Origin of the sequence: Haloferula sp. BvORR071, from assembly GCF_000739615.1 — a bacterium.
Lineage (GTDB): Bacteria > Verrucomicrobiota > Verrucomicrobiia > Verrucomicrobiales > Akkermansiaceae > Haloferula.
This window is the reverse complement of sequence record NZ_BATP01000023.1, coordinates 120725-145572: the sequence shown is the minus strand read 5'-3', so window position 1 is coordinate 145572 and position 24848 is coordinate 120725. Positions and strand designations below refer to the sequence as shown.

At 64.5% G+C, this 24848-nt stretch carries 25 protein-coding genes; 3 read left to right on the top strand and 22 right to left on the bottom strand.

All coding sequences use genetic code 11. The features are described from left to right. Window positions 1-131: 131 nt before the first annotated feature. The 4 genes from BV071_RS12540 to BV071_RS12525 form a co-directional block, all read right to left on the bottom strand. The gene (locus tag BV071_RS12540) at window positions 132-1229 is read right to left on the bottom strand and encodes an efflux RND transporter periplasmic adaptor subunit (RefSeq protein ID WP_035607296.1); all 1098 of its coding nucleotides are present in this window, start codon (window positions 1227-1229) and stop codon (window positions 132-134) included. Further along, window positions 1226-1840, bottom strand: a complete 615-nt coding sequence (locus BV071_RS32880; protein WP_052573262.1) for a TetR/AcrR family transcriptional regulator — start codon at window positions 1838-1840, stop codon at window positions 1226-1228. The genes BV071_RS12540 and BV071_RS32880 overlap by 4 nt, the downstream gene beginning before the upstream one ends. Window positions 1841-2154: 314 nt before the next feature. Further along, complete coding sequence (locus BV071_RS12530; protein ID WP_052573260.1) at window positions 2155-2805, bottom strand: class I SAM-dependent methyltransferase; 651 nt, start codon at window positions 2803-2805, stop codon at window positions 2155-2157. Continuing rightward, window positions 2802-3584 carry a glycosyltransferase family 2 protein gene (locus BV071_RS12525; RefSeq protein ID WP_035607293.1) on the bottom strand — a complete coding sequence of 261 codons (783 nt, stop codon included), beginning with the start codon at window positions 3582-3584 and terminating at the stop codon, window positions 2802-2804. The genes BV071_RS12530 and BV071_RS12525 overlap by 4 nt, the downstream gene beginning before the upstream one ends. A 312-nt stretch (window positions 3585-3896) precedes the next feature. Here BV071_RS12525 and queD point away from each other — a divergent pair, with 312 nt between their 5' ends. Further along, window positions 3897-4262, top strand: a complete 366-nt coding sequence (queD, locus tag BV071_RS12520) for a 6-carboxytetrahydropterin synthase QueD (RefSeq protein WP_035607290.1) — start codon at window positions 3897-3899, stop codon at window positions 4260-4262. Between the two features lie 219 nt (window positions 4263-4481). Here queD and BV071_RS12515 read toward each other — a convergent pair whose 3' ends face one another. The 5 genes from BV071_RS12515 to BV071_RS12495 form a co-directional block, all read right to left on the bottom strand. After that, window positions 4482-6188, bottom strand: coding sequence for an RNA polymerase sigma factor (locus BV071_RS12515; RefSeq protein WP_035607287.1), 1707 nt, complete (start codon window positions 6186-6188; stop codon window positions 4482-4484). A gap of 157 nt (window positions 6189-6345) precedes the next feature. Beyond that, window positions 6346-7011: a superoxide dismutase gene (locus BV071_RS12510; protein WP_035607652.1), complete on the bottom strand. Its 666-nt coding sequence runs from the start codon at window positions 7009-7011 to the stop codon at window positions 6346-6348. Window positions 7012-7265: 254 nt separating this feature from the next. After that, on the bottom strand, window positions 7266-8390 hold the full coding sequence (locus BV071_RS12505; protein ID WP_035607284.1) for a Gfo/Idh/MocA family oxidoreductase: 1125 nt from the start codon (window positions 8388-8390) through the stop codon (window positions 7266-7268). Window positions 8391-8450: 60 nt separating this feature from the next. After that, complete coding sequence (locus BV071_RS12500) at window positions 8451-9338, bottom strand: sugar phosphate isomerase/epimerase family protein (protein WP_052573258.1); 888 nt, start codon at window positions 9336-9338, stop codon at window positions 8451-8453. Window positions 9339-9389: 51 nt separating this feature from the next. Next, window positions 9390-10838, bottom strand: coding sequence for a radical SAM protein (locus BV071_RS12495; RefSeq protein WP_081885958.1), 1449 nt, complete (start codon window positions 10836-10838; stop codon window positions 9390-9392). An 81-nt stretch (window positions 10839-10919) separates the two neighbouring features. On the opposite strand from BV071_RS12495, the gene folP reads away from it, so the two are divergent. Beyond that, window positions 10920-11804, top strand: a complete 885-nt coding sequence (folP, locus tag BV071_RS12490) for a dihydropteroate synthase (RefSeq protein WP_265594372.1) — start codon at window positions 10920-10922, stop codon at window positions 11802-11804. Window positions 11805-11843: 39 nt separating this feature from the next. On the opposite strand, the gene BV071_RS12485 is transcribed toward folP, so the two are convergent. The 13 genes from BV071_RS12485 to BV071_RS12430 form a co-directional block, all read right to left on the bottom strand. After that, complete coding sequence (locus BV071_RS12485; RefSeq protein WP_035607278.1) at window positions 11844-12548, bottom strand: hypothetical protein; 705 nt, start codon at window positions 12546-12548, stop codon at window positions 11844-11846. Between the two features lie 32 nt (window positions 12549-12580). Further along, the gene (locus BV071_RS12480) at window positions 12581-14128 is read right to left on the bottom strand and encodes an FGGY family carbohydrate kinase (RefSeq protein WP_035607276.1); all 1548 of its coding nucleotides are present in this window, start codon (window positions 14126-14128) and stop codon (window positions 12581-12583) included. Window positions 14129-14329: 201 nt separating this feature from the next. Then, window positions 14330-16387, bottom strand: a complete 2058-nt coding sequence (locus BV071_RS12475) for a TonB-dependent receptor (protein ID WP_035607274.1) — start codon at window positions 16385-16387, stop codon at window positions 14330-14332. Window positions 16388-16474: 87 nt separating this feature from the next. After that, window positions 16475-16606: a hypothetical protein gene (locus BV071_RS35360; RefSeq protein ID WP_265594371.1), complete on the bottom strand. Its 132-nt coding sequence runs from the start codon at window positions 16604-16606 to the stop codon at window positions 16475-16477. Continuing rightward, window positions 16603-17385, bottom strand: a complete 783-nt coding sequence (locus tag BV071_RS12470) for a hypothetical protein (protein ID WP_035607271.1) — start codon at window positions 17383-17385, stop codon at window positions 16603-16605. Before BV071_RS12470 ends, BV071_RS35360 begins: the two co-directional genes overlap by 4 nt. After that, window positions 17382-18149: a hypothetical protein gene (locus BV071_RS12465; protein WP_265594370.1), complete on the bottom strand. Its 768-nt coding sequence runs from the start codon at window positions 18147-18149 to the stop codon at window positions 17382-17384. Before BV071_RS12465 ends, BV071_RS12470 begins: the two co-directional genes overlap by 4 nt. Window positions 18150-18232: 83 nt before the next feature. Further along, window positions 18233-19669, bottom strand: a complete 1437-nt coding sequence (gene creC, locus BV071_RS12460) for a two-component system sensor histidine kinase CreC (RefSeq protein WP_052573256.1) — start codon at window positions 19667-19669, stop codon at window positions 18233-18235. Between the two features lie 102 nt (window positions 19670-19771). Next, window positions 19772-20482 carry a two-component system response regulator CreB gene (gene creB, locus BV071_RS12455; protein ID WP_035607265.1) on the bottom strand — a complete coding sequence of 237 codons (711 nt, stop codon included), beginning with the start codon at window positions 20480-20482 and terminating at the stop codon, window positions 19772-19774. A gap of 40 nt (window positions 20483-20522) precedes the next feature. Continuing rightward, entirely contained in the window at window positions 20523-20765 is a 243-nt protein-coding gene (locus BV071_RS12450) for a hypothetical protein (RefSeq protein WP_265594369.1), read from the bottom strand. A 40-nt stretch (window positions 20766-20805) separates the two neighbouring features. Next, on the bottom strand, window positions 20806-21123 hold the full coding sequence (locus tag BV071_RS12445) for a hypothetical protein (protein WP_265594368.1): 318 nt from the start codon (window positions 21121-21123) through the stop codon (window positions 20806-20808). A gap of 5 nt (window positions 21124-21128) precedes the next feature. After that, on the bottom strand, window positions 21129-21905 hold the full coding sequence (gene eutC / locus BV071_RS12440) for an ethanolamine ammonia-lyase subunit EutC (protein WP_035607251.1): 777 nt from the start codon (window positions 21903-21905) through the stop codon (window positions 21129-21131). Beyond that, window positions 21902-23299: an ethanolamine ammonia-lyase subunit EutB gene (locus BV071_RS12435; RefSeq protein ID WP_035607248.1), complete on the bottom strand. Its 1398-nt coding sequence runs from the start codon at window positions 23297-23299 to the stop codon at window positions 21902-21904. The genes eutC and BV071_RS12435 overlap by 4 nt, the downstream gene beginning before the upstream one ends. Before the next feature lie 28 nt (window positions 23300-23327). Continuing rightward, window positions 23328-24035, bottom strand: a complete 708-nt coding sequence (locus BV071_RS12430; protein ID WP_052573306.1) for a DUF2306 domain-containing protein — start codon at window positions 24033-24035, stop codon at window positions 23328-23330. A 64-nt stretch (window positions 24036-24099) separates the two neighbouring features. On the opposite strand from BV071_RS12430, the gene BV071_RS12425 reads away from it, so the two are divergent. Continuing rightward, window positions 24100-24837 (top strand): YARHG domain-containing protein, encoded by a 738-nt coding sequence (locus BV071_RS12425; RefSeq protein WP_035607245.1) that lies wholly within the window; start codon window positions 24100-24102, stop codon window positions 24835-24837. Window positions 24838-24848: the final 11 nt, after the last annotated feature.

Below are 24848 nucleotides of genomic sequence, written 5' to 3'. Positions count from 1 at the left end.
GGGGAGTGATCAGTGAGGAAGCCACGGGCGTGTCCTTGGCTGGCCGATCACTCGGGCCGGCTAAAGCCGGCGCACCCAGTGCTGGCGTTCCACGGAATCTGCCTTAACTGAGTGGCATTCGTGGCGAGGCCTTATTGTTCCGCGGGCTTGGGTGGGGCGGCGCCGACTAGGACGCCTTCGCGGAGTTTGAAGGAGCCGCTGGAGGCGACTTGGTCGCCGGGCTTGAGGCCTTTTTCGATCAGGACGATATCGCCTAGCACGGTGGCGACCTGGATGATCTGCAGGTGGGCGCGTGGCTTGCCTTCCTTGTCCGGATTGATGGTGAAGACGTGGTCGCCTTCGGGGCCGCGGCGAAGGGCGCTGACGGGAAGGGCGACGAACTTCTGCGGTGGACCGACGGGGACCTTCACCTGAACGGAGGCGCCAGGGGGCGGGACTTTGCTGGCGTCGGCGACCTTGGCGCGGATGACGGCGCTGCGGGTGTTGGAGTCCACGCGGGCATCAATGGCTTCAATGGTGGCGGGAATGCTGTCCTTGTTTGCGACGACGACCTCGACGGTATCACCTTCCTTCAAGCCGGTGCTCACGGCCTGGGTCACGGTGAAGTCGACGTGCACCGCTTCATCGACGCCCTGCAGCGTGGTGAGGACGGTGCCTTCTTCCAGATACTGGCCGGGGTGAAGATCTGCCATGCCGACCTTGGCGCGGAAGGGCGCACGGATCACCTTGCGGGCGATCATCGCCTTGGTGCGCTCCATCTGGGCGAGGATCACTTCCCGCTCCGAGATGGCTTGGTCGAGATCCTTTTTGGAAGTGGCGCTGCTGCTGGTCAGGCGCTCGGTTCGCTCGAGGGTGGTGCGGGTCAGCTCGGCCTGGGCTTGCTGGGCCTTGAGCTCGGCTTCTTCCACCGAGACATCCTGGGCGACGAGGATGGTGCCGGTCTCGACGATCTTGCCGGGCGTCAGGTCCGCCTTCGCGACGGTGCCGGCGAGTTCGTTGCGGAGGGTCACGGAACGCATCGCCAGCACGGTGCCGATGGCGGTGGTGGACTTGCGATGCTCCATCTCGGTGGCGGTCTCCACCACGGCGGCTTCCATCGGCTCCGGCATGCCGGCGGCGGCCGCCGCCGATTTCCCGATCTCACCTTTCTTCCACGCGGCCAGTCCGGTGCCGGCCGCAACGACGCCGCCGATCAGGACGAATGATCCGATCCATTGAAAAGCTCTCATGGTTGTTCTTGAGGAGTAGTCGTTTCAGAGCTGCTTTGCTTGGTGGCTTGCATCGCTTGATGCAGGATGCCCTCCAGGGTCTTGCGCATGCGGTCCAAGGCGTTCTGGTCGACGGGGCGGAGGCGCATGACCCAGTAGAACCACATGCCATCGATGGCGGTGGTCAGGGTCTCGCCGAGTCCGTCCGGCAGGCCGTCCGCCTCCACGAGGGTGTAGAGTTCGTTGTAGGCCTCGCGCATCGGCTCGACCAAGGCGGGGTTCTGGGCCAGCGCGGCGAAGACGGAGGAATAACTGCGGCGCAGGTCCTCCGTCCACTGCTCGGCATCGGTGAAGCAGCCCTGGAGGAGTCCGCGAACCATGCGGCCGGGGCCGGGCGCGACGGCGTTGTAGGAGTCGGTGAAGTGCTTGCGCCAGCCCTCGGCGGTGCGACGGACCATGGCTTCGATGAGCTGGTCCTTGTTCGTGAAATGGTGGAGCAGGCCGCCCTTGCTGACACCGGCCTCCGCGGCGACGGCATCGAAGGTGAGGCGGGAGATGCCGTCCTTGGCGGCGACGGTTTCGGCGGCGTCGAGGAGGGCGTCGCGGACGGAATTGGTGCGAGAGATTCCCATTGGGTCAAAGAAGGGAAAAGACGGAGATACCGTCCAGACGGTCGGGAGCAAACCGTCCAGACGGTCGGGAGGCAAGGGGAATTTACGTAGGTGCGGCACCGGTTCGTCATTCCGACGAATGGGGAAGGTGGGATGTGACAGGGGGGACCGGAGAAATAGAAGATTCTCCGAATGAGAGAAGCTACTTGAACTGCCGCATTCTCCGGAGGGTCTTCAGGTAGACTCCGCCGCCAGAACTACTTCGTCCGCCTAAAGGCGGGACTACATACCGCTGATGGCGAGCTGCTTGGGCTCCTTGGGAGGGGCAGTGCCCCTCAGCCGACCTCGAGGACGATGAGGTGGTTATTGAAAGGGGTGCCGCCCCAGAGAGGGACGATGCGGACTTCGCCGTGGGGGGAGAGGATGCGCTCGAAGTCGGCGGCGGCGGGGTAGTGCGTCGGGGCGGCCTTCATCCAGAAGCTGGCCTTTGCGAGGAGGTCGCCGGCGACGGTGACCTTGAAGCGCCAGGAGTCGTCGCGGAGGCCGGAGCGGATGACCAGCTTGCCGCCGGGGAGGACGCGATCCGCGGCGAGGTTCAGGAGAGTCTCCTGCTCGGGCGGGGTGAAGAACTGGAGGATATCGAGGATGCTGACGTTGCCGACGTGCTCGGGCAGGCCGCCGCGGGCGTCGTGGGTATCGAAGCTGAGGCTGCGGTGGCCGAGGAGGCCGGTGACGCGGCGGGCGGCCTCGACCTTGCGGGCGTCGTAGTCAAGTCCGTGGATCGGGAAGTTGAGGCCCTTCTCGCGGAGGTAGAAGGCGAGCAGACCCATGCCGCAGCCGAGGTCGAGGAGGGGCAGGCCGGTCTCGCGGAGTTCCTCATAGACCGCGCCGTAGAGCGGATCGGTCTTCACCTTCGAAGACACGTAGGAGCGGGCCCAGATGCCGGGGAAGGGTGCCGAGAGTTTTTTGGCGATTTGGGCAGTCACGGGGTGGACGACGGCGGGCTGTGGGAAATCAGCGGATTTCCGCCGCGCAGCACAAGCCATGGCAGGCGCGCGAGGAAGCCCAAAAAGAGGCGGGTGTGCATCCAGGTGAGCAGAGTGTTATCACGCAGATAGCGGAATTGCGAGACGCCGCCTTCCTCGCGGCTGAGGTAGCGCACCGGGGTGGGCAGGTTCACGATCGGCACGCCGCGCCAGGCGAGGCGGACGGCGACCTCGGGATCGAAGTCGAAGCGGCGGGCGAAGGCGGTGCTTTCGAAGACTTCCACGAGCTCGGCGGCGGGGTAGAGGCGCATGCCGAAGAGCGAGTCATCAATGCCCCAGCCGAGGGTTTCGAGGTTGGCCCAGAAGTTGGAGACCTTGCGGCCATTGACGCGGAGGGCGGGGGCGGAGGCATCGAAGACCGGGCGGCCGAAGACGGCGGCCTCGGGGTGGCGGCGGGAGATCTCGAAGTACTGCGGGATCATCTCGGCCGGGTGCTGGCCGTCGGCATCCATGCAGAGGACGTGGGTGAAGCCTTCGGCGAGGGCGTTCTTGGTGCCTTGGAGGACGGCGGAGCCCTTGCCGGCATTCGGGCTGAGCTTGGTGAGCTTGAGAAGGGGATTGGTGAGGAGCGGATCGAGCAGGTCCGGGGAGCCGTCGGTGGAGCCGTCGATGACGACGCGGACGGGCAGGCCTTGAGCGAGGGCGGCGGCGACGGTGCCTGGCAGGATTCCCCCGGTGTTGTAGCTGGGAATGAGGACCACCGGGTTTGACTCGCGCATCGGGGCTGATTGTGGCGGCTGGGGGAGGGGTGGTCCAACCCGGAATGTGGGGATGGGCCGGAGGTGGCAAATTGCGCGACGGGGAAATCAAACCATGAAATACACGGAACACGCAGAAGCTTGGCTTCGATTCACCGCAGAGGAGCGGAGGTCGCAGAGGGATCGCAGAGTTGAGAAAGAGGGAGTGGATTCCTGCCTTTCCTCCGCGATCCCTCTGCGGCCTTTGAGCCTCTGCGGTGTCTGGCTCTGTATGAATTGCCCGGCACTTCCCCGATTGCTGCCCGCGGGATTCCCGGCTAGAACCCTTCAACAATGCGCGCCCGCCTGACCAAAGAGTTCCGCTTCGAAGCCGCCCACACCCTGCCGAGCCTGCCGGAGGGGCACAAGTGCCGGCAGATGCACGGCCACAGCTTCAAGATCGAGATCTCGGTGGAGGGCGAGGTGGATGAATCGATCGGCTGGATCTACGACCACAAGAAGATCTCCGATGCGATGCGGCCGCTGCTGGAGCAGCTCGACCACGGGTATCTGAACGACATTCCGGGGCTGGAGAGCCCGACGATCGAGCGCATGGCGGCGTGGTTCTGGCGGAAGCTGGAAGCGGATCTGCCGGGGCTGGCGGAGATCGTGATTTTCGAGACGCCGACGGCGCGGTGCTCGTTTAAGGGGGAGTTTTGATTAATCGGTCCAAAAGGGAGGCGTTTTTGATTCAACGGAGCGTCCACGGTTAGGCCGGGCCTTTGGCCCTGAAGAAACCGAGGACCGCATGCTCCTGCTGCGGTCCTTGCCGAGGCTCTTGCTACTAGGGTCATAAAACAACCGCCCCCGGAATCCGCCTGGGAGGAGACGGAGCCGGGGGCGGCGGGGAGAGTTAGGGAGGTGAATCTATCGGGCGGTTTACTGCCCGGCGGGAGTGGCGGGGACTGCCGGTGCGGTGCCTTCGGCAGCGGCCTTGGCGGCTTCTTCGGCTTCGCGCTTTTTCTTTTCCATTTCCATCAAGGGGCCGAGGCCGCCCATGCCTTCCATCATGCTCTTCATGCCGGAGGTCATTTTCTTGGCGGAGCTGACGGTGGTGTCCATTTCCTCCAGCTTCATGGAGGGCAGGTTGTTCATGCTGCGGTCATCGGCCTTCTTGGCCTCCTGCTCGGCAGCGGCAGACTTGAAGGTTTCGGCCTGGTCGGGTTCGAGGATGGCTGCCATCTCGCTGCGGAAGGTGGCGTCCTTCATCGGCTGGCCGCCTTGGAAGTTCTTGCGGTCGAGTGGATTGATGGTGCCCTTGAGATCGTCGGAGATGGAGGCCTGGACTTCCTTGAACTCGTCGGCGGTCATCTTGCCGTTGGACTGGGCGTCGCTGGCGAGCATGAGGGTCATGAGCGCGGTGGGGTCCTTCTTCATGGACTCGACGGACTCCTTGGTCTTGGCGAGTTCGCGCTTTTGATACTCCTTGAAGATCTCGCCGGCCTTCTCCTGCTGCTCGTCGGTCATGGCGAGCTTGTCGCTGAGGTCGCCGCCGATGGCACCGCGCATGCCGCCGCGGCGGCCGCCGAACATGGCTGCATTCTGGTCGGACATGGCGAGTTCGCCCATGGCGACGGCGTCTTCGAGCACGCCGATGAGCTGGGTGGCGACGTGCTTGGAGAGGTTGGTACGAGATTCGCCGTACTTTGTGACCAGCGCCGAGTCATCGGCGGCTTCGCGGCCCTTGGGGCGCTCGCTCTTGGCGGTGGATTCCGTCGGAGCCAGGCCGGAGGTGGTGGTGGGATGGGTGGAGGCGGACTTGGTCGGGGCCGCGGGGCCGCTCGGGGCGGCTTGTTCCTTGTTTTGATTGAGGAATACGGCGGTGCCCGCTCCGGCGAGCAGAACGACGACTCCGGCGGTGATGGCGGCTTTCTTGGTCATGGCAATGATTCCGATGGTGGTGAGAGTGGCGGTGCTGCCCGCGCCCGCTGCTGTGAGGGCATTTGAGGCGAGCATGGAACTGGAGGGGATCGCGGCGCCCTTGGCATCCGCGGTGAAACCGGTGAGCAGGACGACGCCGAGGGAGCCGCCGACCTGGCAGCCGCGGCGGGCAAGCTGGCCGCGGAGCTTCTCGGTCGCGCGGTCGAGGCGCTTCTGGGCGGCATCGGTGGCGATGCCGAGGGCGGCCCCGATTTCGCGGACGCTGAGTGAGCGGTAGAAACGCAGCAGGAGGGTCTCGCGATCCTTGGTGGAGAGGGCGGCGAGGGCTTCATCCAGCACCGGCTGGACGCGCTGCCAGTCCGCGGCAGGGGAGGCCTGCGATTCGTGTTCCATATGCGTGCGCAGGATTTGAAGTTTACGGATCTCGCGGGCCCGCTGGCGGAGGAGGTTGCGGGCCTGGAGGACGGCGGTGGCGTGGAGCCAGCCGGCCAAGGAGGATCGCCCGGTCAGGGAGCGGGCCTTGCGGGCGAGGGTGATGAAGGCGAGCTGTGAGGCCTCCGCGGCGAGGGAGTCATCCCCGGCGGTGGTGCGGCGGGCGGCCATGTGGACGAGGCCGGCGTAGCGGTCCACCAGGGCGTGAAAGGCCGGCTCCCGCTGGCGATCCAGCCAGTCGGAGAGGAGTTCGGCATCGGTGGGCCCGGACATCGTTATGGAATCGTTTGTCCGGCTACGGGCGGAAACGGACAAAAAAGTTCACGGAACGGTGAAAACGCGGACTCACCGGGAAAAGAAATAGGTCCTATAGGACATATAGGACCTATCCGAAGGTGGGAGGGGCGTCCCCGTGACTAGATTTTGCTTCTCAGGCAGTGGCGGCCTTGAAGCGCTTGTCGACTTCCTTCCAGTTCACGAGGTTCCAGAAGGCGGCGATGTAGTCGGGGCGCTTGTTCTGGTAGTGGAGGTAGTAGGCGTGCTCCCAGACATCGAGGCCGAGGATCGGCTTGCCGAAGTCGGCGTCGGGGATGATTTCCTTCATCAGCGGGTTGTCCTGGTTCGGGGTGCTGACGACTTTGAGCTTCTTGTCCTGGACGATGAGCCAGGCCCAGCCGGAACCGAAGCGCTTGGTGGCGGCTTCGTTGAAGGCTTTCTTGAGGCCATCGAGCGACTCGAAGGAGGCCTTGATCGCGGCGGTGAGGTCGGCGCTGGCTTCGCCGCCCTTGCCAGCGGGGGCCATGATTTCCCAGAAGAAGCTGTGGTTCCAGTGGCCGCCGCCGTTGTTGCGGAGGGCGGTGCGGGCGGCCTCGTCCTTGATCAGCGCGAGGTTGCCGACGATGCCTTCGAGGGTCTGGCCCTTGAGTGCGGCGTTCGCGGCGATGGCCTTGTTGAGGTTGTCGACGTAGGCCTGATGGTGCTTGTCGTGGTGGATCTCCATGGTCTTCGCGTCGATGTGGGGCTCGAGCGCGTCGAAGGCGTAGGGGAGTTTCGGCAGCGAGAAGGCGGCGTCAGCGGCGGCTCCGGCTTGCGCCATGACGGAGGGGGCGGCTGCGGCGACGGCTCCAGCGGCGGCGGTCAGCTTCACGAAGGATCGGCGGTCGTAGTTCGGTGCACTCATGGTCTAGCCACGATAGACAGGAGGACCGGTGCGACAAATGGAAAGAGGGTGAAAGGAATGGCCTGGGAGTTGCGGGGAGGGGCGCAGCCGGTGAAAAAGAAAAGGCACCCCCTCGCGGAGTGCCTTTCTTTTGATGCGGATCTAACTGTGTAACCCGGAAATCGATTGCCTCAGGACAGGGTCCACTCCGGCAGGCGCACGATCTCGCCGCCCTTGAGGGCGGATTCGTGGGCGAGGATGCCGGTGCAGGTGATGTTCGCGCTCTGGACGGCGTTCGGATAGGAGTCCTGGCCGGTCTGGAGCATCTTCACGAACTGCCACACCAGGTGCGGGTGGCTGCCGCCGTGGCCGGCACCTTGGGTGAAGGAGAGGTGGTCCTCGCCGCTGTCGCCGCCGTAGACGCCGCCCTTGGTGAAGAGCTGGATTTCTTCCGGAAGGTAGTGGGCGAAGTCGGGGCACTGCACTTCTTCCGGAATCTCCGGCTCGGGCTTCTTGGCAGTGTGGATGACGAGCGGGTCGTGCTCGATCAGCGGCCACTCGACGGACTTCTTGGTGCCGTAGACTTCGAAGGATTCGCGGTACTGGCGGGCGACATCGAAGAGCGAGCGGACTACCTGGGCGGAGAGATCGCTGTCCTTCATCTTGATGTGGCAGGTCTCGATCGCGAAGGGCGAGCCGTAGCAGGCATGCATTTCTTCAGCGATGGTGCCGGAGCCGAAGCAGGAAACGTATTCCGCCTGGCTGCCCATGAGGCCGAGGATCGGGCCGACGCAGTGGGTGGCGTAGTACATCGGCGGCAGGCCGGGCCAGTAACCGGGCCAACCTTCCATGTCCTGCTGGTGGGTGGCGCGGAGGAACTGGACCTTGCCGAGTTCGCCCTTCTCGTAGAGCTCCTTCATGAAGAGGAACTCGCGGGCGTAGACCACGGTCTCCATCATCATGTACTTCAGGCCGGTCTCCTTGCAGAGGTCGATGATCTGCTTGCACTCGTCGAGGCTGGTGGCCATCGGCACGGTGCAGGCGACGTGCTTGCCAGCCTTCAGAGCCTTGATCGATTGCTGGCCGTGGTCGGGGATAGGCGAGTTGATGTGCACCGCGTGGACATCCGGATCGGCGAGCAGGTCCTCGTAGGAAGTGTAGCGTTTGGCGATCCCGTACTTGTCGCCCACTTCATCCAGCTTCGATTGGGTGCGCTGGCAGATGGCATACATGTTCACGCCCTTCAGGCGCTGATAGATGGGGATGAACTCGGCACCGAAACCGAGGCCGACGATGGCAACGTTGATATCACTCATGGGTAAAGGACTGGGAGGCGGGATGTAAGATATGAAATAAGGACGATCGGTCCGACGCGATCAAGCGGAAGCGGCGAGGGCGGGCAATTTGGCGGGGCTGCCGAAGAGTTCGCGCATGAAGGCAAGGCCACGGGATGCGAACTCATCCTGGGTGGCGGTGAAGCGCTTCCAGATGCAGACCGCGCCGGCGAGGTCGCGATTGTCCGGAGTGAAGGACTCGATGACGATGGCGCCGGAGTATTTGATATCACGGAGCGCGTCGTGGAAATCCTGCCAGGGGGTGAGCCCGGTGCCGGTCACGCCACGGTGGTTTTCGCTGACCTGGACATGGATGAGATCGTCGCCGGCCTGGCGGATCGCGTCGCCAATGTCGGCTTCCTCAATGGTCATGTGGAAGGTGTCGATCATGGCTTTTGCCGCCGGGTGCCCGATCGAGCGGATCAGGCGCAGGGTGTCGGCGGTGGTGTTGACCAAGTCACTCTCGAAGCGGTTGATGGCCTCGATCGCCAGCTTCAGGCCGCGGCTGTCGGCCTCCGTGGCGACGGTGCGCAATTCGCTGGCGGCCAGATCCCACTCGCGCTTGCGGTCGTCCGGGGAGAGCTGGCGGGCCTTGCCGACCTGGGCATACATGGGGCCGGCGATGAAGGGGATCTCAAGGGCCTCGGCGAGGTCCATGAGGCGGGAAAGGTAGGCACGGGTATTCGCTCGGACGGCGGAGTCGGGATTCGTCAGGTCGCGGCCGGGGCCGAAGGCTCCGCAGAGGTAGGGGGTCAGGCCGGTCTCCTCGAGGATCGGGCGGATTTTTTGCGGATCCACGAGGTCCGGGTCTTCAATCGGCAGCTCGACCGCATCGAAACCGAGCCGGGCGATGCTGCGCAGCAAATCGCCTTGCTCCGAGGTGAAAGGGGAAGTCCACAACCAGGTGCTTGCTCCAAAAGTGACGCTCATGATTGGCGACCACACTAATGAAAACCCGGCAAGGGGCTATGATGAATCAGGTCAAGGTGTGTATGTTTCCGCGTGAAGTGTGGCATCGGTGGTGGCTGGTGTGGGCTCCGGGAGATGCTCCCGGCGGGTGTCCCCGACCTTCCCGAGACCGTCCAGCACTGCTTCCAGAAAGGGTAGGCCGCGGGCTACCTGTCGCCCGCGTATCAAGAGATGCCACAAGGGCTCGCACTTTTTCCAGCCGGCGGCGTAGGCGAAGTGACGGAGTTTACCGGTCAAATTTTCGTGCGCCGAGGCCCCGGCGAAAAGGTTCCGCCATGTGTAGAAATCGCGGTAGGCGCGCTGGTAGCCTTCTTCCAGTTGGGTGGTGCTCATCCGCGCCGGGCGGAAGACCGCATGGCGGGTGTCGTAGAGGTCCCAATCGCGGTGGAGCAGGCGCTTTTCCTGCTCGATCCGGTGGAAGAGGCCGGTGGAGGGGTAGGGCGTCATCACGTGGAAGGTCGCGGTCTCGATGCCGTGGGTGACGGCCCAGTCGACGGTCTTGCTGAACACGTCCGGTTCGTCCGCATCCATGCCGAAGACGAAAGATCCGTTCACCATCACGTCCTGCTCGTGGAGGCGGCGGATGCAGGCGGCGTAGTCGCGGCCGAGGTTCTGGACTTTCTGGTGATCGCGCAGGTTATTGGTGTCGAGATTCTCGAAGCCGACGAAGAGCGAGCGCAGGCCGGCGTCGGCGGCTTTCTCCAACAGCTTGGGTTTGAGCACGGAATTGACCGTGGCGGCGCTCTGCCAGAGGCGGCCCATGCCCTTCATGCCCTCGAAGAGCATGGTGGCGAAGCGCGGGTCGCCGAGGAGGTGGTCATCGAGGAAGTAGAGATGGCGACCGGGGAGGCGCTCGATCTCGGCGAGAGCCTCATCGACCTTCTGGACGTAGTAGGAATTGCCGCCCTCGAAGAAGGCCTCCTTGTAGCAGAAGTCGCAGCGGTGCGGGCAGCCGCGGGAGACCACGATCGAGTTCGGCACCAGATAGAGGTGGCGTTTGATCAGGTCGCGGCGGATCGGCGGGATGCCGTGGATGCTGCGCTTGGCGGGGGCGACGTAGCGTTGGCGGGCCTTGCCGGCCTTGAAGTCCTTCAGGAATTCCGGCCAGGTGTCTTCGCCGGGGCCTAGGAAGAGGGTGTCCGCATGGGCGGCGGCTTCGTCCGGCAGCGAGGTCACGTGCAGGCCGCCGAGGCAGACATGGGCACCGCGGGCGCGGTAGTGGTCGGCGTAGCGGTAGGCCCGCGAGGCATTGGTGATGTAGACTTGGATCACCACCAGCTCGGGATCGTCGTCGAGGCGGAGGTGCTCGACGTGTTCGTCCTGGAGGTCGATCTCATCATCCGGGCCGAGGTAGGCGGCGAGGGTCGCGAGACCCAGCGGCGGGAAGAGCGAATACTTGATCGGGCGGAAGAGCGGGCTCTTCGCCTCGGTGAGCGAGGGCAGGATCATCTTCACTCTCATGGCGATGCCGATTCCGGGGGCGGTAGATGATCTGCCCGTGAACCGGCGGGGGAAAGGCGGTGAATTTCCGGTTGGAACTCCGTGAGGTCCGGGCTGGAATGCGGCGTGAGATGGTGCCTGCCGGGCCGTGAGATCCTGTTTCCCCGCCGCCCGCTGGTGATGGGGATCGTGAATGTGAATGACGATTCCTTCTCGGGTGATGGGACGCTGGATATCAGCGCCGCGCTGGAGCAGGCGCGGCGTCAGTCGGAGGAAGGCGCGGACATCATCGATGTCGGCGCGGAGAGTGCGCGCACAAACCGGGCGGCGATTGCGGTGGAGGAGGAGGTCCGGCGTTTCCGGGCATTCCTCGAGGCCTGGCCGGAGGCTCTAACAGGTGCAGTGCCGCGCGATGAGGCACAGGTGTGGCCGCCGGTGCTGGCGGCGAATACTTGGCGACCGGAGGTGGTGGAGAAGGTGCTGCCGCTCGGGGTGGAGTTCTTGAACGACATGGGCGGGCTGCCGGATGAGCGTAATGCGCGGCTGTGTGCGGAGGTCGGGGCCTCGCTCCTGATCATGCATTCGGTGGGAGAGCCGAAGGTGCCGCACTTTCACCAGCAGTGGGGGGATGTGATGGGGGCGATGGAGGCTTTCTTCGAGGAGAAGGTCGCGATGGCCACGGCGGCTGGTCTCCCGAAGGAGGCGCTGGTGCTGGATCCGGGAATCGATTTCGCGAAGCAGCGCGATGACAATCTGCGGGTGTTTCGGGAGATGGAGCGCTTGCAGCGTTTTGAGGTGCCGCTGTTAGTTCCGGTGAGTCGGAAGACAGTGATTGGCGAGGTCCTGGGGATTGCCGAGCCGAAGGAGCGCGATGCGGGGACGGTGGCCTGTATTGCCGCGGCGGTTAGGCGGGGCGCTGGTATCCTGCGGGTGCATGATGTGCGCGCCGCGTGGCAGGCGGTGAAGATGCTGGCGGCGTTGGGGTAGGGAGTGGAATGGCGCAGCCATTCCACTACGAGAGCAGGCTCAGGGGGCCTTCTTGCTCTTCTCGATGATCGCCTTCAGCTCGTCGGCATCGAGGGTGAAATCGTCGGCGTCGGAGCGGGCCTTGAAGGTCTTCAGCCATTTCTCGGCCTCGGCTGGGTTCTGCTTGGCCAAGGTGTAGAGCATAAGTGGCATGGCCTCGCTGAAGATGTCGTCTTCCGTCTCCTTGTTCTTATCGAGCATCTCATCGAGGGCGGCGCTGCCGCGGAGTTCAACTTCGCGGCCGAGCACCGGCAGGAGCATCAGGTGCTTGAGCATGTCCGTCTCCTCGGAGGTTTCGTCGGTGGGGTTGAGCAACTCCCTGAGTTCCGCAACATCGGCGGCATCCGCTCGGCCGATGGATGCCATCAGGCGGGAGAGCTGGCCTAGGTCCGCGGCCAGCACCTCGCGCTCCTCGCCATCCGCGAGGACGATATTCTGATCAGACCAGCTTTTGATAAACTCACCGAGTGACCCGGCGAGGGTGCTGTTGGAGTTGGAGGAGATGCTGCGGCGGTCGGACTTGCCCGCGCCGGTCTTCTCCGGACGATCGTCGGGATCCGGGCGCGAGGACTTCGTCGATCCCGCGCCGGTGGTAGTGGTTTCGCCGGCTGTTGCGGTGCCGCCGTCCTTGCCGGACAAGCGGCCACCGAAGAATCCAGCGATGGCGAAGCCAAGGCACAGGGCGATCACGACGGGCATCTTCACGCCCCGATCCTCCGCGCGGAAGGGCCGCCCGTCTATGCGGAAAGCAGGGCCTTGTAGCCGGCCAACGCCTGATCGTAGGTGCCCGCGAGGGAGGCATCCGGCTCCAGGCGGGAGCCGGCGGCCGGCTTGCAGAAGCTGGCCTGCAAGGCGGTGAGGTCGTGGCCGAGCGCATGGGCGGCGCGGAGGGCGGCACCGAGGCCGGCGCCATTCGCGATGGCGAAACGTTCGACGGGGGCTTGGAAGATGTTGGCGACCAGTTGGGCGATGCCGTCGTTCTGCGAGGCGCCGCCGGTGAGGCGGATCAGCTTGGCCTTCTCGCCGATCCACTGGCTGTGCAGGCGCATGTTGAGGAACTGTCCTTCCAGCACCGCGCGGACTTGGGCGGGCGGATTGCCGCCAGCTTCGAACTCGGTGCTGCCCTTGCGGATGGGGGCGCTGAAGTCGCGGCGCGGGGTGATCTCGGGGCCGAAGAAGGGCAGCATCAGGTTGCCATCGTTGCCAGCCGGGGTGGCGGCCAGGCCGCTGCGGTCGAAGGCCGACCAGTCGAGGCCGAGTACATCGCGCAAGGCTTCGCGGGCGAGCGAGCCGTTGCGGAAGCAGATCAGCGACATGAAGCCGCCGGCGGGATTGCCGAAGACGTGGCCGAAGCCCTGCGGATCGGTCACGGATTTCTCCATCGCGGCGAAGAAGGTATCCGAGGTGCCGAGCGAGATCACCATGGTGCCCGGCGTGGTGGCACCCATGCCGACCAGCGAGGAGGGATTGTCACCGGTGGAGAGCACGATTTGGCAATCACTAGAGAAGCCGTACTTCTGCGCGAAGTAGGGCGAGATAAAGCCAGCGATGGTCGTGGAGGTAGCGGCGGGCGGCAGCTTGCCGCGCAGGCCGGGAGCCGTGGCATCGAGCAGGGTATCATCCCAATCGAGGCTGTGCAGGTTGAGCAGGTTCATGCCCGCGCCATCGCCATGATCGATCTCGATATTCTTGCCCGCGAGGACGGAGCCGATGAAGGAGCTGACCAAGTGGATCACCGAGGTGCGCTCGTAGGCGGTGGGGTCCTGCTTGTAGAAGCGGCGGATCTGCGGGCCGGTGAAGCGCTCGATCGCGATCGAGCCGGAAATGCGGCAGACCTCGGCATTGCCACCTGCGGCAGCGGCGATCTCCGCGCATTCGGCGCCGGTGGAGGTGTCCATCCAGATCGGCGCGGTGGCGCGGGTGAGTGCCGGGGCAACTTGCTCCTTGAGCGATTTCGCGGAATCGAGGTCGGCCAGGCGCTGCTCGAAGCGGGCGTCCAGGTAGACCGAGCCGTGCTGCTGGCCGGAGCTGGCGATCGCCTCGATCTTGGAGAGGTCGAAGCCATCGGCGAGCTGCTTGAGCGCGAGATCGAGTGCATCGAGCCACATCCGCGGATCGGCATGGACCTCGCCATCCTTGCCGCCGGGGATGAAGCCGCTGGGGGAATTGTAGGCAGGCAGGGCTGCGCCGAAGTTCACTGAGACTTCGCGGACGATCTGGCCGCTGGCGGGATCAATGACGATGGCGGAGAGAGACTGGGTCGAAGAATCAAGACCGAGGAACATGGGACTGAGAAACTAGAGGCAAGCGGCCATAGACCAGAAGGAAAAATGGCATGATGGCGGAATCGTCCTATAAAGCGGTGGAGAGTTCCACCGGGGGCTTGGCTTTCGTGTAGGCGCGCTGGTGACAGCGCGGAACGGCACCTGTGATCGGCAGTTCTCGTGGCGTCCGCGCTCTCACGAACGCGCCTACGCTGAAAGTGCTCACCACTTCACGGTCATTCCCGTGCCGAGCACCGTAGGCATGCCCAGCTTGGCGGAGATCGGCTGGCCGACGCCGCTGAAGTCGCTCTTCGACATCGCGTATTCCTCATCGAGCAGGTTGCTGCCGAAGATGTAGGCTTCCACCTGCTGCCAGCGGTAGCCGGTGCGGGCGGAGAGCAGCATGCGGGACTCGAGCTTGGTGCCGCTGGGCGAATCGGCCTGGGAGTAGCAGGTATCCGCCCAGTTGAGGGCCATCTCGCCGAACCAGCCGGTAGCCGGGCTCCAGCTCAGGCCGAGGCCGACGGTCCACTCGGGTGCGAGCGGGAAAGATTGGCCGGAGCGGTTGACCCCATTCAGAATCAGCTCGTCGTATTTCGCGCAGAGATAGCCGGCGGTGAGGCCTGCGGAGAAGTCGCCGTTTTCCCAAACGAGTTCCACCTCGGCGCCGGTGCGCTGAGACTCGGCACTATTGGTGATGAAGCTGTCCACCACCGGGATGCCGCCGGGCGGGACGTAGGGCACCTGCTGGTTGTCGAGCTTGGCGTAGAAGATCCGGCCGCCGGCGCGCAGGCATTCCCACTTCTGCTCGACGAAGAGATTGGTCTCCCAACCGCGCTCGGGTCCATAGGGGCTGGCGACGCCCAGCGAGGGGGCGACCGAGGCCGCGCCCGGCCGGTAGGAGCGCGAGATCTTGGCCCCGGCTGTCAGGTCGCTGTGCCGCCACTCCACGCCGAGTTCGGGGAGCCACTCGGTGTAATCGGATTCAATGTAGCCGGCACCGGTGGTCACGCCGCCGAGCCGGGCAGCGGTGCTCATCTGCCGCGACTGGTAGTCGAGGCGGACACCGCCGGTCAGCCAGAAGTCCGCGCCCAGTGCGAGGTCACCGTGGAAGAAGGCGGCGGCGATCAGGACGTCTTCGTTGAACTTGTCGCGGAAGGGCCGGCCCTGCGGCACCGGGCCGAGGCCTGTGCCCTCGAAGGTCACGCCGTACTCGGAGCTTTCCGCATACAGGCCGCTGACCCAGTGGTAGCGTTCGCTATCTTTCGCGAAACGGGTGTTCGCGGTGAAGCGCCGCTCATCGATGGTGTAGAGGTAGAACCAATCCAGGATCGGAGTGGCATCGAAGTCGGTGTAGTGCGTGCCGTCCAGGTTCTGGGCAGTGGCTTCGCCGTCCCACCACCAGCCGCCGCCGAGATCGGTACGGGCGCGCAGCACCACGCCCCAGAGATCGGCGGGCAGGGAAGCGGTGTCATTCACGTCCACCACTCGGTCGTAGAGATCATGACCGGGCAGGTCGTAGGCTTGGCCGAAGAAGTTGCCGCGGCCGCGATCAATATCCACTCGCAGGTCGACCACCGATTGGTCGTTGCCCGCGGGTCGCCAGCGCAATTGGCCGCGGTAGCTGTAGCGCTGGGTTTCGGCGAAACGCTCGTTGCCGTCGTAGAGGTTGGTCACGTCGTTGTAGGTGCCTTCGCCGACCGCGTTGAGGCGCAGCGCCAGCTTGTCCTCGACCAGAACGATATTCTCGGTGATGCCTGCGCGCCATGAGCCGTAGGTGCCGACCTCTCCGGTAATCTTGCCTTCGTGGAAGAACTCCGGCACGTGCGGCTCAAGGCGGAACTCGCCGCCCATCGCCGCCACGCCGCGGCCGAAGAGCACCGGGCCGCGGATCATGCTGATCTCGCCGATGTCCCACATCAGCGGCGTGACGCTGGTGAGAGTGCCGGCGGAGGCAGGCAGCCCGCCATTGGTGAAGTTCACCAGCGTGTTCGATTGCGTGCCGATCGAGAAGATCACGTTGTCCTGCCCGAGGCCGCGCACGGTGAAGGCAGTCGAACTCGGGGTGCCTTGCTGGAGGTTGGGCATTCCGGGGATGACTTCCTGGAAGCCGCGGCCTCCCGCGAGCGGGATGGCGAAGTCGCCCTCGCGCTGCGGTGCCTGGCTTTCCTCTCGTGCCCTCACCACCACATCCTCCAGTTTATCGGGGTCCGCGGCGAAGGCCGGGGAAAACATGGTGGAAAAGGCCAGAAGAAGGCGGGGAGATAGATCGGCAGCCATGAAGAGGGAGGAGAATAATCACTCCACTCCTAGCCGCGATGGGACGCCCAAGTAAAGGCAATCCCGCTCTCCACGGCGGGGCTGGACCTAGAGGCCCAGCTCCTGGCGCAGTGATTCGAAGAGGTGGTCCTCGCGCTTCGCTGTGACCGGTTTCTTGCGCAGCGGCTTCTTGCTGGAACGGGAGGGGGACACAGGCTTTTTCGGCGGACGTGCTTTCATCGGGCGGTGGTTGTGGTGGGCACTTGCGTCGTTGGAAGGGATTCGCCCGCCACCTCGATCCAGTGTTGGACGAAGAACTTCTTCTCGTCGGTGAGGAGCTTGTCCGAGCGTCCGAGGATCGGCCGCAGCGAGGTGGTCATCTGCAGGGTGACCAGCAGGAAGATGCAGCTCCATACGACCAAGGGGCCCTTCGAGGTGGCACCGGTGAGGTTCACGGCGGTCTTTAGGAAGCGGATGCCGAAGCCTGCCGCGGCGAGCCATGGCAGCAGCGAGAGCAGTCCCATGAAGCCGAAGGCATTCGTGGCTTGGGTGAAGATCCAGACCGCCGGCGCGAAACCTAACAGCAGTAGCCCGGCGAGTGCCATCATGCCGGCGAGTGAGGCCGCGAGTTGCCCGGCCTCGGCACGCGATCCTGCAAGACAGGAGAAGATGTAGAGACTGGGGAAGCAGATCAACCCGGCGATGAGGAGTCCGAGTGTGATCTTCAGCGGTGCCGCCCAGAGCTGCTCGTGCATGGCGAAGCTGCCGAGCACCAGGCCGAAGACCACCATGGATACGATGGCGATGCCGATGAAGCGGTAGATCGCGCCATTGCCTGGATCGGCTAAGCGCTGGATGAGAGCGCCGGGATTGCGCAACAAGGCACTGAGGATCGAGCGGAGATCGAGTTGGGCGGGAAGTGCTTCCGATACAGGTGCAGGCGACTGCCCGGGCGGTAGTGGTGGAGTCGAAGGGGTGAAGGAATAGGGCGGCGGGGTGGGCGGTGTATCGTTGTTCATGGCGGTAATGGAATCCGGTTTCGGGGACGCAGGGTGAGGATGATGGGAATGGCGATGAGTACGAGGGCTGCGATTAATCCGCAGACTGCGGCCAGGGCGTTGCCGTCAGTGGCGCGATTGAGCGAGCGCCAGACCGCCTCGTAAAAGCTCCCGCGCATGGGGTCATCGCGCAAGAAGGAGACCGCAATGGTCGGTGTGCCGAAGAAGGGCCGCAGGATCCAGGAGAACTGTGCGCCGAGAAATCCATTCCCACCGAGCCACGCCAGCATGGTGGTGATCGCGATGCCCGGTGAGCTGCAGCGCTGGAGCAGAATCTTGTAGAGCGTGAGGGTTCCCGCGATCCCGGCGACCGCGATCAAGAAGACATGAAAGAGCAAATAGCCGGCGTGCGCGGTGCCGGCATCGGGTGAATCCGGCGCTGGCGCATTCAACGCGAGCATCAGGGTGACCGGCGCGAGTGAACCGAGGATCAAGGCTGCGGAGGCGAAGGCGCTGAGGAGTGCGAGCAGGGACTGGCGGAAGCCGATGCCGCCGAGCAGCAAACCCAAGAGACCGTTCAGCATTCCATTGCAGCCGAGCGTGCAGGCGACCAGCAGCGGCATCTTCAGCGCCACGTAGCAGCCCATCACCGGTGAGCGCCAGAAACCGGTGGTGAAACCGTATGCGGCGAGGGCCAGGGCAGTGATTCCCGCGGTGCGCGCGATGTTCCCCGGGGAGGGGTCATCGAGCAGCTCGGAAGTCGGTTGCAGCAGGCGGCGAATCACTGCCGCGAGCAAAGAGGCCCCCAGTGAACCCGTGATGAACCGGCCATGAAAAGGCGGTCCTCACTTCATGAACTTCATGAAGCTCAGGTGTAGACCGGTAGTGCGAGGCGCGCCAGGGTGCCGCCTTCTTCGCGCGGCTCCAAGGTCACCCAACCGCCGTGAAGCTCTGCGGTCTCCTTCACCAGCGTGAGGCCGAGGCCGGTGCCTTTGCGGCCGGAAGCATGATGGCGCAGCGAATAGAAGCGATCGAAGACCCGGTCGGTCGCATACTCCGGAATGCCGGGGCCGCGATCCGCGATCTCGATGAAGGCGGTGCCATTCTCGCGCCGCAACGCAACTTCAATGGTGCTGCCAGCGGGCGAGAAATCGATGGCATTCTCTAACAGATTGGTCACCGCCGAGCGCAGGATGAAAGCTTCGCCGCGCACTGGCACCGCATCGCCGGGCATCTCCACGTCCAGGCGGACCCGGGCAAGTTCGGCAGGCGGCTGGCCTTGTTCGATGGCGCGGGTGACGATCGGATTAAGGTCGACCACTTCGGTCACATCCAGGCTGCTGCGGCCTTCCAGAGCGGAGAGTTCGAGCAAGCGGTTCATCAGCCGCTCGGCGCGGCCGGACTCAGCACGGATGTTGCCAAGGAAGCGCTGGCGGTCGGCTACCGGCATCTCTTCGCCGAGGAGTTCTGCGGCCCCGCGGATGGCGGCCAGCGGGCTCTTCATCTCGTGAGTCAGCGTCTGCACGTAGCGCTCGGCATAGCGGCGGCCTTCGAGCGCCTCGCGCATGGATTCGAGCGCGCGAGCGAGGGTGTTCACTTCCTTGCCCGCGCCCAGCTTCGGCAGCGGCGGCCGTTTGCCTTGCTCAATCTCGCGGGCGTACTCAGTCAGGCGGCCAACCGGCAGGTATTGCCAGATGAAGACCGCGGTCACCAGGAAGAGGATCCCGGCGCCGATCAAGCCGGTGCCCCAGTAGATACTGCGGCGGCGGGCATCGACGATCGGCAGCACATCGCTCTGCGGCTTGTAAACGGTCAGCACGCCGAAGGGGGCATCCTGCGGTCCCACCAGCGCGCCGACATGGAGCACCGAGGAGAGCGGGTTGTCCTTGTCGGTCCGGCTACTGCGCGCGCCGTACTCGCCGCGCAAGGTGAGAGCCACGTCGCGGGCATCGGCTAGGTTCAGGCCTTCCAGGCGGCCGTTCGAGTCGAAGAGGACCTTGCCCTGCGCATTCGTGAGGTAGGCGCCGAGTCCGACGTGTTCTTTCTCGTGGCCGTGGATCTTTGCCTTGAACCTGCGGCCGATCGCCCGCTCGAAGGCCTTCTGGAAATGCTCCTTGTCGAAGCTGCCCTTTTCGAGGTCGGTCTCGACGAAGGAGGCGAGGATCTGCGCCGCATCCACCATCGACTCCTCCGTCGCCTGATAGGTCTGCGGCTCCACCACCTGGAGCTGCTGGCGCAGCAAGAGGTAGAGGCCGACGCCGATGATCAGCGCGATGATGAGCAGGGTAACCCGGGTGAGACGCATGTCCGTGAAGTTCCAAGGGCGAGAACTGCCCGCAATCAGCCTGAGGCTAGTGGACGAATTCCGCGCTGTTGAGGCTTTTCACGGGCATTCTCACTCGAAGCTTCAGGGCACGAAGAGGTAGCCGAGACCGCGGCGGGTCTGGATGTGGTCCTCCGCGCCTGGCTTCGCGACGCGGAGCTTGGCGCGGATCGACTTGATGTGGGCATCAATGGTACGGTCGGTGACGGCACCGGGATCGGCCCAGGCGTGGTCGAGCAATTGGTCGCGGGTCAGCACGCGGCGCGGATTCTTCAGGAAGACGAGCAGCAGCTTGTACTCGTGGGCGGTGAGGTCCAGCTCGGCGCCGTGGCAGTGGATGCGCATGGCCGAAGGATCGTGGTGCAGGGGGCCGGCTGCCTCCGCGGGTGCCGGAGCAGAGCTGCCATTGCCATTGGTGGCGGCGGCAGTGGCGGGCACCGTGGCACGGCGCAGGATCGCGCGGATGCGGGCCACGATTTCGCGCGGGCTGAAGGGCTTCGTCACGTAGTCATCGCCGCCGAGCTCGAGACCGAGGATGCGGTCCACTTCTCCCGAGCGGGCGGTGAGGAAGAGGATCGGCACACTGGAGGTCTCGCGCATCTTGCGGCACACGTCCAAGCCGGTCATGTCCGGCAGGCCGATGTCGAGGATGGCGAAGTCGAAGCGGGTGGAGCCGAAGGCATCCAGGGCTTCCTGGCCGGTCAGGGCGTGGTGGACTTCAAAGCACTCGGTCTTCAGGGCATAGACCAGAGTATCGGCAATGGCGGGTTCGTCTTCGACGAGCAGGACGTTCATGGCGGGATGGTAGAGGAGAAGGGTGGACAGGGGAATGACGTTAGAGCGGGACGAAGCCGGGCCGGGAATGGAGCTTGAGTAGCCGGTCAGCGGCAAAAATCAAAGTCGTGAAAACCACCGCCACGAGGGGACCCGTGCAACCCACCGCCGCCCCGCCGAAGGCGACCCCGCAGCCTTCGCTGGCATCGAGCCCCGGCGCCACCATCCAATGCCAATAGGCCAAGCCGCCGATGCAAGCAATCCACAGCGGGGCAATCAGAATCCAGAGAAGGGCACGTGGCACATTTGGAATCAACACCATCCGCGTGCAGGGAGCGTGAAGGTTACGTGAAATCGCGCCGGAGGGGTGCTGTGAATCGCCGATAGAACTGCCAGATTCCCGCCAAGAGGTATCCTTGGAGGAAGAGATTCGGCACCATGAGGAGGAGGTAGCGGATCCCTTCGGAGGAGGTCATTCCGTGATCCATGGAGGCAAGTCCGGTGCCGAGAAATCCGAGCGGAAAGGCCAAGGCCATTTGGATACACGCTAAAGTTGCGAGAACGCCTTCCGACAGGTGGATCCAGCCGCTGGCCATCGCCCACAGGAGAATGTGGCCAAGAGCCCACATGCAGGCGAGGCCGACGGTGATTTTGCCACCCAAGCTCACTATGTGAGCCTATCACCAAGGCTGGTCGTGTCGAGAATGGGGGTGCTGGCGGAGGCGCTGTGATCCTTCAAATCCACCCCGCTGAAGCCTAGCCGCCGTGCCTCTCCGAGCAACCACGCGATCCGTGGTGCGGCCGCTTCCGCCGGAAGTCCAGCGGGCCGGATGTTCGAAACGCAATTTCGCTCGGCATCGGTGTTCCCCGCCCGGGGGGAGTGAACCAGGTAGGCACCCAAGCTATCCGCGGAACCCAGCCCGGGTCTCTCGCCAAGCAGGATCAGCGCGGCTCTCGCGCCGAGCGCTTCCCCGATTTCATCTTGCAGCGCGACGCGGGCGAAGGGTGCGATGATCAGAGGCGCGAGCCGCCATCCGGCAAGCAGTGGCAATAGAGCCCGGAGCAGGGGAGGGCCTTGGCGGTGCGCGGCTTCTGCGGAGAGCCCGTCGGAGAGAATGATTGCGAGATCGTATCCTTGATCGCTTCGTACGCCCCCGAGGGTGGCTCTCGATTCCTCCGAGAGCTGCCTGCCGAGATCGGGACGCTGAAGGTAAGTGGCACGATCAGTCGCCTGAGAACTCGCCAACAGAACCGGCTGCCCCAGCGCCTCCAATTCCACCGCCATTGCCGCCGCATCGAAGGGGAGATGCACAGCGTCCCGTGCCCGCGCGTGGGAGAGGCGGAAGTCCAAGAGACTGCGATGAATCACCGAGCCACCCGCCCGTCCAAGCGCGACCCGCGCATCCGTCCACTGTCGCAGCGATGCTTGTAGTTCCTCGCTCATGGTTGGGTGGTGTGAAGTCCCAAGGCCAGCGGTGCGTCCGCGAGGGCCAGCGGATTGTCGCGCAGGTGCCCCGCGCGATCCGCGACTCCCACCTTCTCCAGCCACGCCTCGAACTCCGGCGCGGGACGCTTGCCGAGCACCTGCCGCAGGTAATGCGCGTCGTGGAAGGAGGTGGACTGATAGCCGAGCATGATGTCGTCCGCACCCGGCACGCCCATGATGTAGTTGCAGCCAGCTACCCCTAACAGGGTGAGCAGGTTGTCCATGTCGTCTTGGTCGGCTTCGGCGTGGTTGGTGTAGCACACGTCGCAGCCCATCGGCAGGCCCAAGAGTTTCCCGCAGAAATGGTCTTCCAAGCCCGCGCGGATGATCTGCTTGCCATCGAAGAGATACTCCGGGCCGATGAAGCCGACGACGGTGTTCACCAGCAGCGGCGAGAATTCCCGGGCGACCGCGTAGGCCCGCGCCTCCATCGTCTGCTGGTCGATGCCGTGATGGGCATTTGCCGAGAGCGCGCTGCCTTGGCCGGTCTCGAAATACATCACATTCGTACCGACCGTTCCGCGCTTGAGCGAGAGCGCCGCTTCATTCGCCTCACGCAGCAGCGCCAGATCGATGCCGAAGCTCTTGTTCGCCGCCTGCGAGCCGGCGATCGACTGGAACACCAGATCCACCGCTGCGCCTTGCTCGATGGCCCGGAGCTGGGTTGTCACGTGTGCCAGCACGCAGGACTGGGTGGGGATCTCGTAGCGCGAGATCAGCTCGTCCATCAAATGGAGCAAGGAACAGGTGGTGGTGACTTGGTCGGTCGCGGGGTTGATCCCGATCACCGCATCGCCGCAGCCCATCAGGAGGCCGTCCAGCATGGAGGCGGCGATCCCGCGCAGATCATCGGTAGGGTGATTGGGCTGCAGTCTAACGGAAAGCCGCCCGCGCTGGCCGAGGGTGTTCCGGAAGCGGCTGATCACCTCGCACTTGGACGCCACCAGGATCAGATCCTGATTTGCCATGATCTTGCTCACCGCGGCGACCATTTCCGGCGTCAGGCCGGGAGCGAGGGCGCGGAGCTTTGTGGCATCGGTCTCGTAGGCCAGCAGCCAGTCCCGGAACTCGCCCACCGACAGTCCGGAGACGGGCGCGAAGGCTGCGGCGTCATGGCGGTCCAGGATCAGCCGTGTGACTTCGTCGTCTTCGTAGGGGACCAGCAACTCCTCCAAGAAGTGTCTCAGCGGCAGATCTGCCAGGAGATACTGAGCTGCTACCCGCTCCTCGGCCGATTCAGCCGCGAGGCCCGCCAGTGTATCCCCAGAGCGGTGCGGCGTCGCCTTGGCCATCAAAGTCCGTAAGTCGCGGAAGTGGTGGCTGCGGCCGGCGAGGGTGATGGTCCAGGACATGGCGGATGCGGGCAGCAGGATACGGGCCTCAAGTCGGCTGTTGTGACGGTTCTTCCCTCACGGCTTCCACGACGCGAGCCTTCTTCTTCCGGTAGCTTCTCACTAGCCACTCGGCCAGCAGCAGATTCGGGATGAAGCCCAGCCATGCCACGATGCGGTAGACGTCCATCGGCCGCGGCTCGAAGGCGAGGACGATGAGGTATTTCCACGCCCGCAGGGTGATGGCGGAGAGGGTCAGGGCATAGCTGCGGATCATCCAGTCGCGGTGCTTGGTCCATTGCCGCTGGAGGGCGGTCCGCCAGGCCATGGCGGTGGTGGAGAGCCAGAGGAGCGCCAGCAGGGTGAAGGCGATCCGCGAGGTGATTCCGCCATTTGCATAGAAGGCCATGACCAGGCTGGCAGGGCCGGTGACGAAGAGCACGGCGATCACGTAGGTCTTGCCGACTGCGCGGTGCAGCTTGGGCCAGCGGCTCAGGACCGCGGGCATGAATTGGGTGAAGCCGGCCAGCAGGGGGATCATGCTGGTGAAGACGTGGGTCCAGAAGGCGAATTCCCAGTGCTTGATGCCCAGATACTGCTGCTTGATCTGGAGGAAGGCGGCGTCATTCCGGACCGGCCAGTATTCCGCGGTGATCCGCGCCATCAGCACGCTGAAGAATGCCAGAGCCAGGAGCAGCAGGACCCCGCCCGCGGTCTTGACCGGGCTGCGCTTTTTCGCATGGGCGGAGTTGAGCATGGACTTGAATCGAGCGTCGCTTCGGCGGATGCTGGGCGCAACCGGAACCGGACCCTCTTCGATCATGAAGCCTTTCCTCCTTTTGTCAGCCCTCGGTATCGCCTGCCTCGCCGCGCCGCTTCACGCCCAGGAAAAGAAAGCGCCCAAAGACAAGGGCGAGGACACCACGGAGGATGTGAGCGTGCCGGACGCCGCCGCGGCCGAGATGGCCGGCACCTACGTCGGGGCCTTCGGTGAGCGGAAGATTACCGTCAGCATTGAGAAGGTCGTGGGCACCACAGTGCTCGGCTATAGCATCGTTGCGGGGAATGAGCGCGCCTTCAGCGGGTCTTGGAAGGCGGAGGATGGCAAGATCACCGTCGTGGCCAAGGAGCCTGGCGATCATCCGGCCGATGGTGTCTTCCACTTCAGCTTTGCGACCAAACCGAAGGCCCTGTCCGGCGAGTGGGTGGCAAACGACAAGAAGATCGGCACCCGGAAGTTCGACCTTCCGGCGCGCAAGTTCGCTTACAATCCGAAGGCCGGGCAGTATCCGCAGGCCTCGGCGCGCGTCCTGAAGGAAGCTGACGTCGAGAACCTGCGCCCCGAGGAGCTGCGGATCATGCGCAACGAGATCTACGCGCGCCGTGGCTACAGCTTCAAGCTGGCGGATATGCGGCAGCATTTCGATGCGCTGGATTGGTACATGCCGGTGTCCGTAGACATCAGCACCAAGCTCTCCGATACGGAGAAGAAGAACGCGGAGCTGATCAAACGCTACGAGAAGTATAGCGCGGAGTACTACGACGACTTCGGGCGATAAAGCGAGCGGAC

What these genes read in the sequence shown, in the direction of transcription:
- creC (WP_052573256.1), bottom strand. Translation starts at nt 19,669, where the DNA reads ATGCGTCTCACCCGGGTTACCCTGCTCATCATCGCGCTGATCATCGGC.
- BV071_RS12495 (WP_081885958.1), bottom strand. Translation starts at nt 10,838, where the DNA reads ATGAGAGTGAAGATGATCCTGCCCTCGCTCACCGAGGCGAAGAGCCCG.
- queD (WP_035607290.1), top strand. Translation starts at nt 3,897, where the DNA reads ATGCGCGCCCGCCTGACCAAAGAGTTCCGCTTCGAAGCCGCCCACACC.
- BV071_RS12540 (WP_035607296.1), bottom strand. Translation starts at nt 1,229, where the DNA reads ATGAGAGCTTTTCAATGGATCGGATCATTCGTCCTGATCGGCGGCGTC.
- BV071_RS12525 (WP_035607293.1), bottom strand. Translation starts at nt 3,584, where the DNA reads ATGCGCGAGTCAAACCCGGTGGTCCTCATTCCCAGCTACAACACCGGG.
- BV071_RS12500 (WP_052573258.1), bottom strand. Translation starts at nt 9,338, where the DNA reads ATGAGCGTCACTTTTGGAGCAAGCACCTGGTTGTGGACTTCCCCTTTC.
- BV071_RS12480 (WP_035607276.1), bottom strand. Translation starts at nt 14,128, where the DNA reads ATGTTCCTCGGTCTTGATTCTTCGACCCAGTCTCTCTCCGCCATCGTC.
- BV071_RS12435 (WP_035607248.1), bottom strand. Translation starts at nt 23,299, where the DNA reads ATGTCCTGGACCATCACCCTCGCCGGCCGCAGCCACCACTTCCGCGAC.
- BV071_RS35360 (WP_265594371.1), bottom strand. Translation starts at nt 16,606, where the DNA reads ATGAAAGCACGTCCGCCGAAAAAGCCTGTGTCCCCCTCCCGTTCCAGC.
- BV071_RS12515 (WP_035607287.1), bottom strand. Translation starts at nt 6,188, where the DNA reads ATGTCCGGGCCCACCGATGCCGAACTCCTCTCCGACTGGCTGGATCGC.
- BV071_RS12475 (WP_035607274.1), bottom strand. Translation starts at nt 16,387, where the DNA reads ATGGCTGCCGATCTATCTCCCCGCCTTCTTCTGGCCTTTTCCACCATG.
- creB (WP_035607265.1), bottom strand. Translation starts at nt 20,482, where the DNA reads ATGAACGTCCTGCTCGTCGAAGACGAACCCGCCATTGCCGATACTCTG.
- BV071_RS12510 (WP_035607652.1), bottom strand. Translation starts at nt 7,011, where the DNA reads ATGGCGCAAGCCGGAGCCGCCGCTGACGCCGCCTTCTCGCTGCCGAAA.
- BV071_RS12430 (WP_052573306.1), bottom strand. Translation starts at nt 24,035, where the DNA reads ATGCTCAACTCCGCCCATGCGAAAAAGCGCAGCCCGGTCAAGACCGCG.
- eutC (WP_035607251.1), bottom strand. Translation starts at nt 21,905, where the DNA reads ATGAGCGAGGAACTACAAGCATCGCTGCGACAGTGGACGGATGCGCGG.
- BV071_RS12505 (WP_035607284.1), bottom strand. Translation starts at nt 8,390, where the DNA reads ATGAGTGATATCAACGTTGCCATCGTCGGCCTCGGTTTCGGTGCCGAG.
- BV071_RS12425 (WP_035607245.1), top strand. Translation starts at nt 24,100, where the DNA reads ATGAAGCCTTTCCTCCTTTTGTCAGCCCTCGGTATCGCCTGCCTCGCC.
- BV071_RS32880 (WP_052573262.1), bottom strand. Translation starts at nt 1,840, where the DNA reads ATGGGAATCTCTCGCACCAATTCCGTCCGCGACGCCCTCCTCGACGCC.
- BV071_RS12470 (WP_035607271.1), bottom strand. Translation starts at nt 17,385, where the DNA reads ATGAACAACGATACACCGCCCACCCCGCCGCCCTATTCCTTCACCCCT.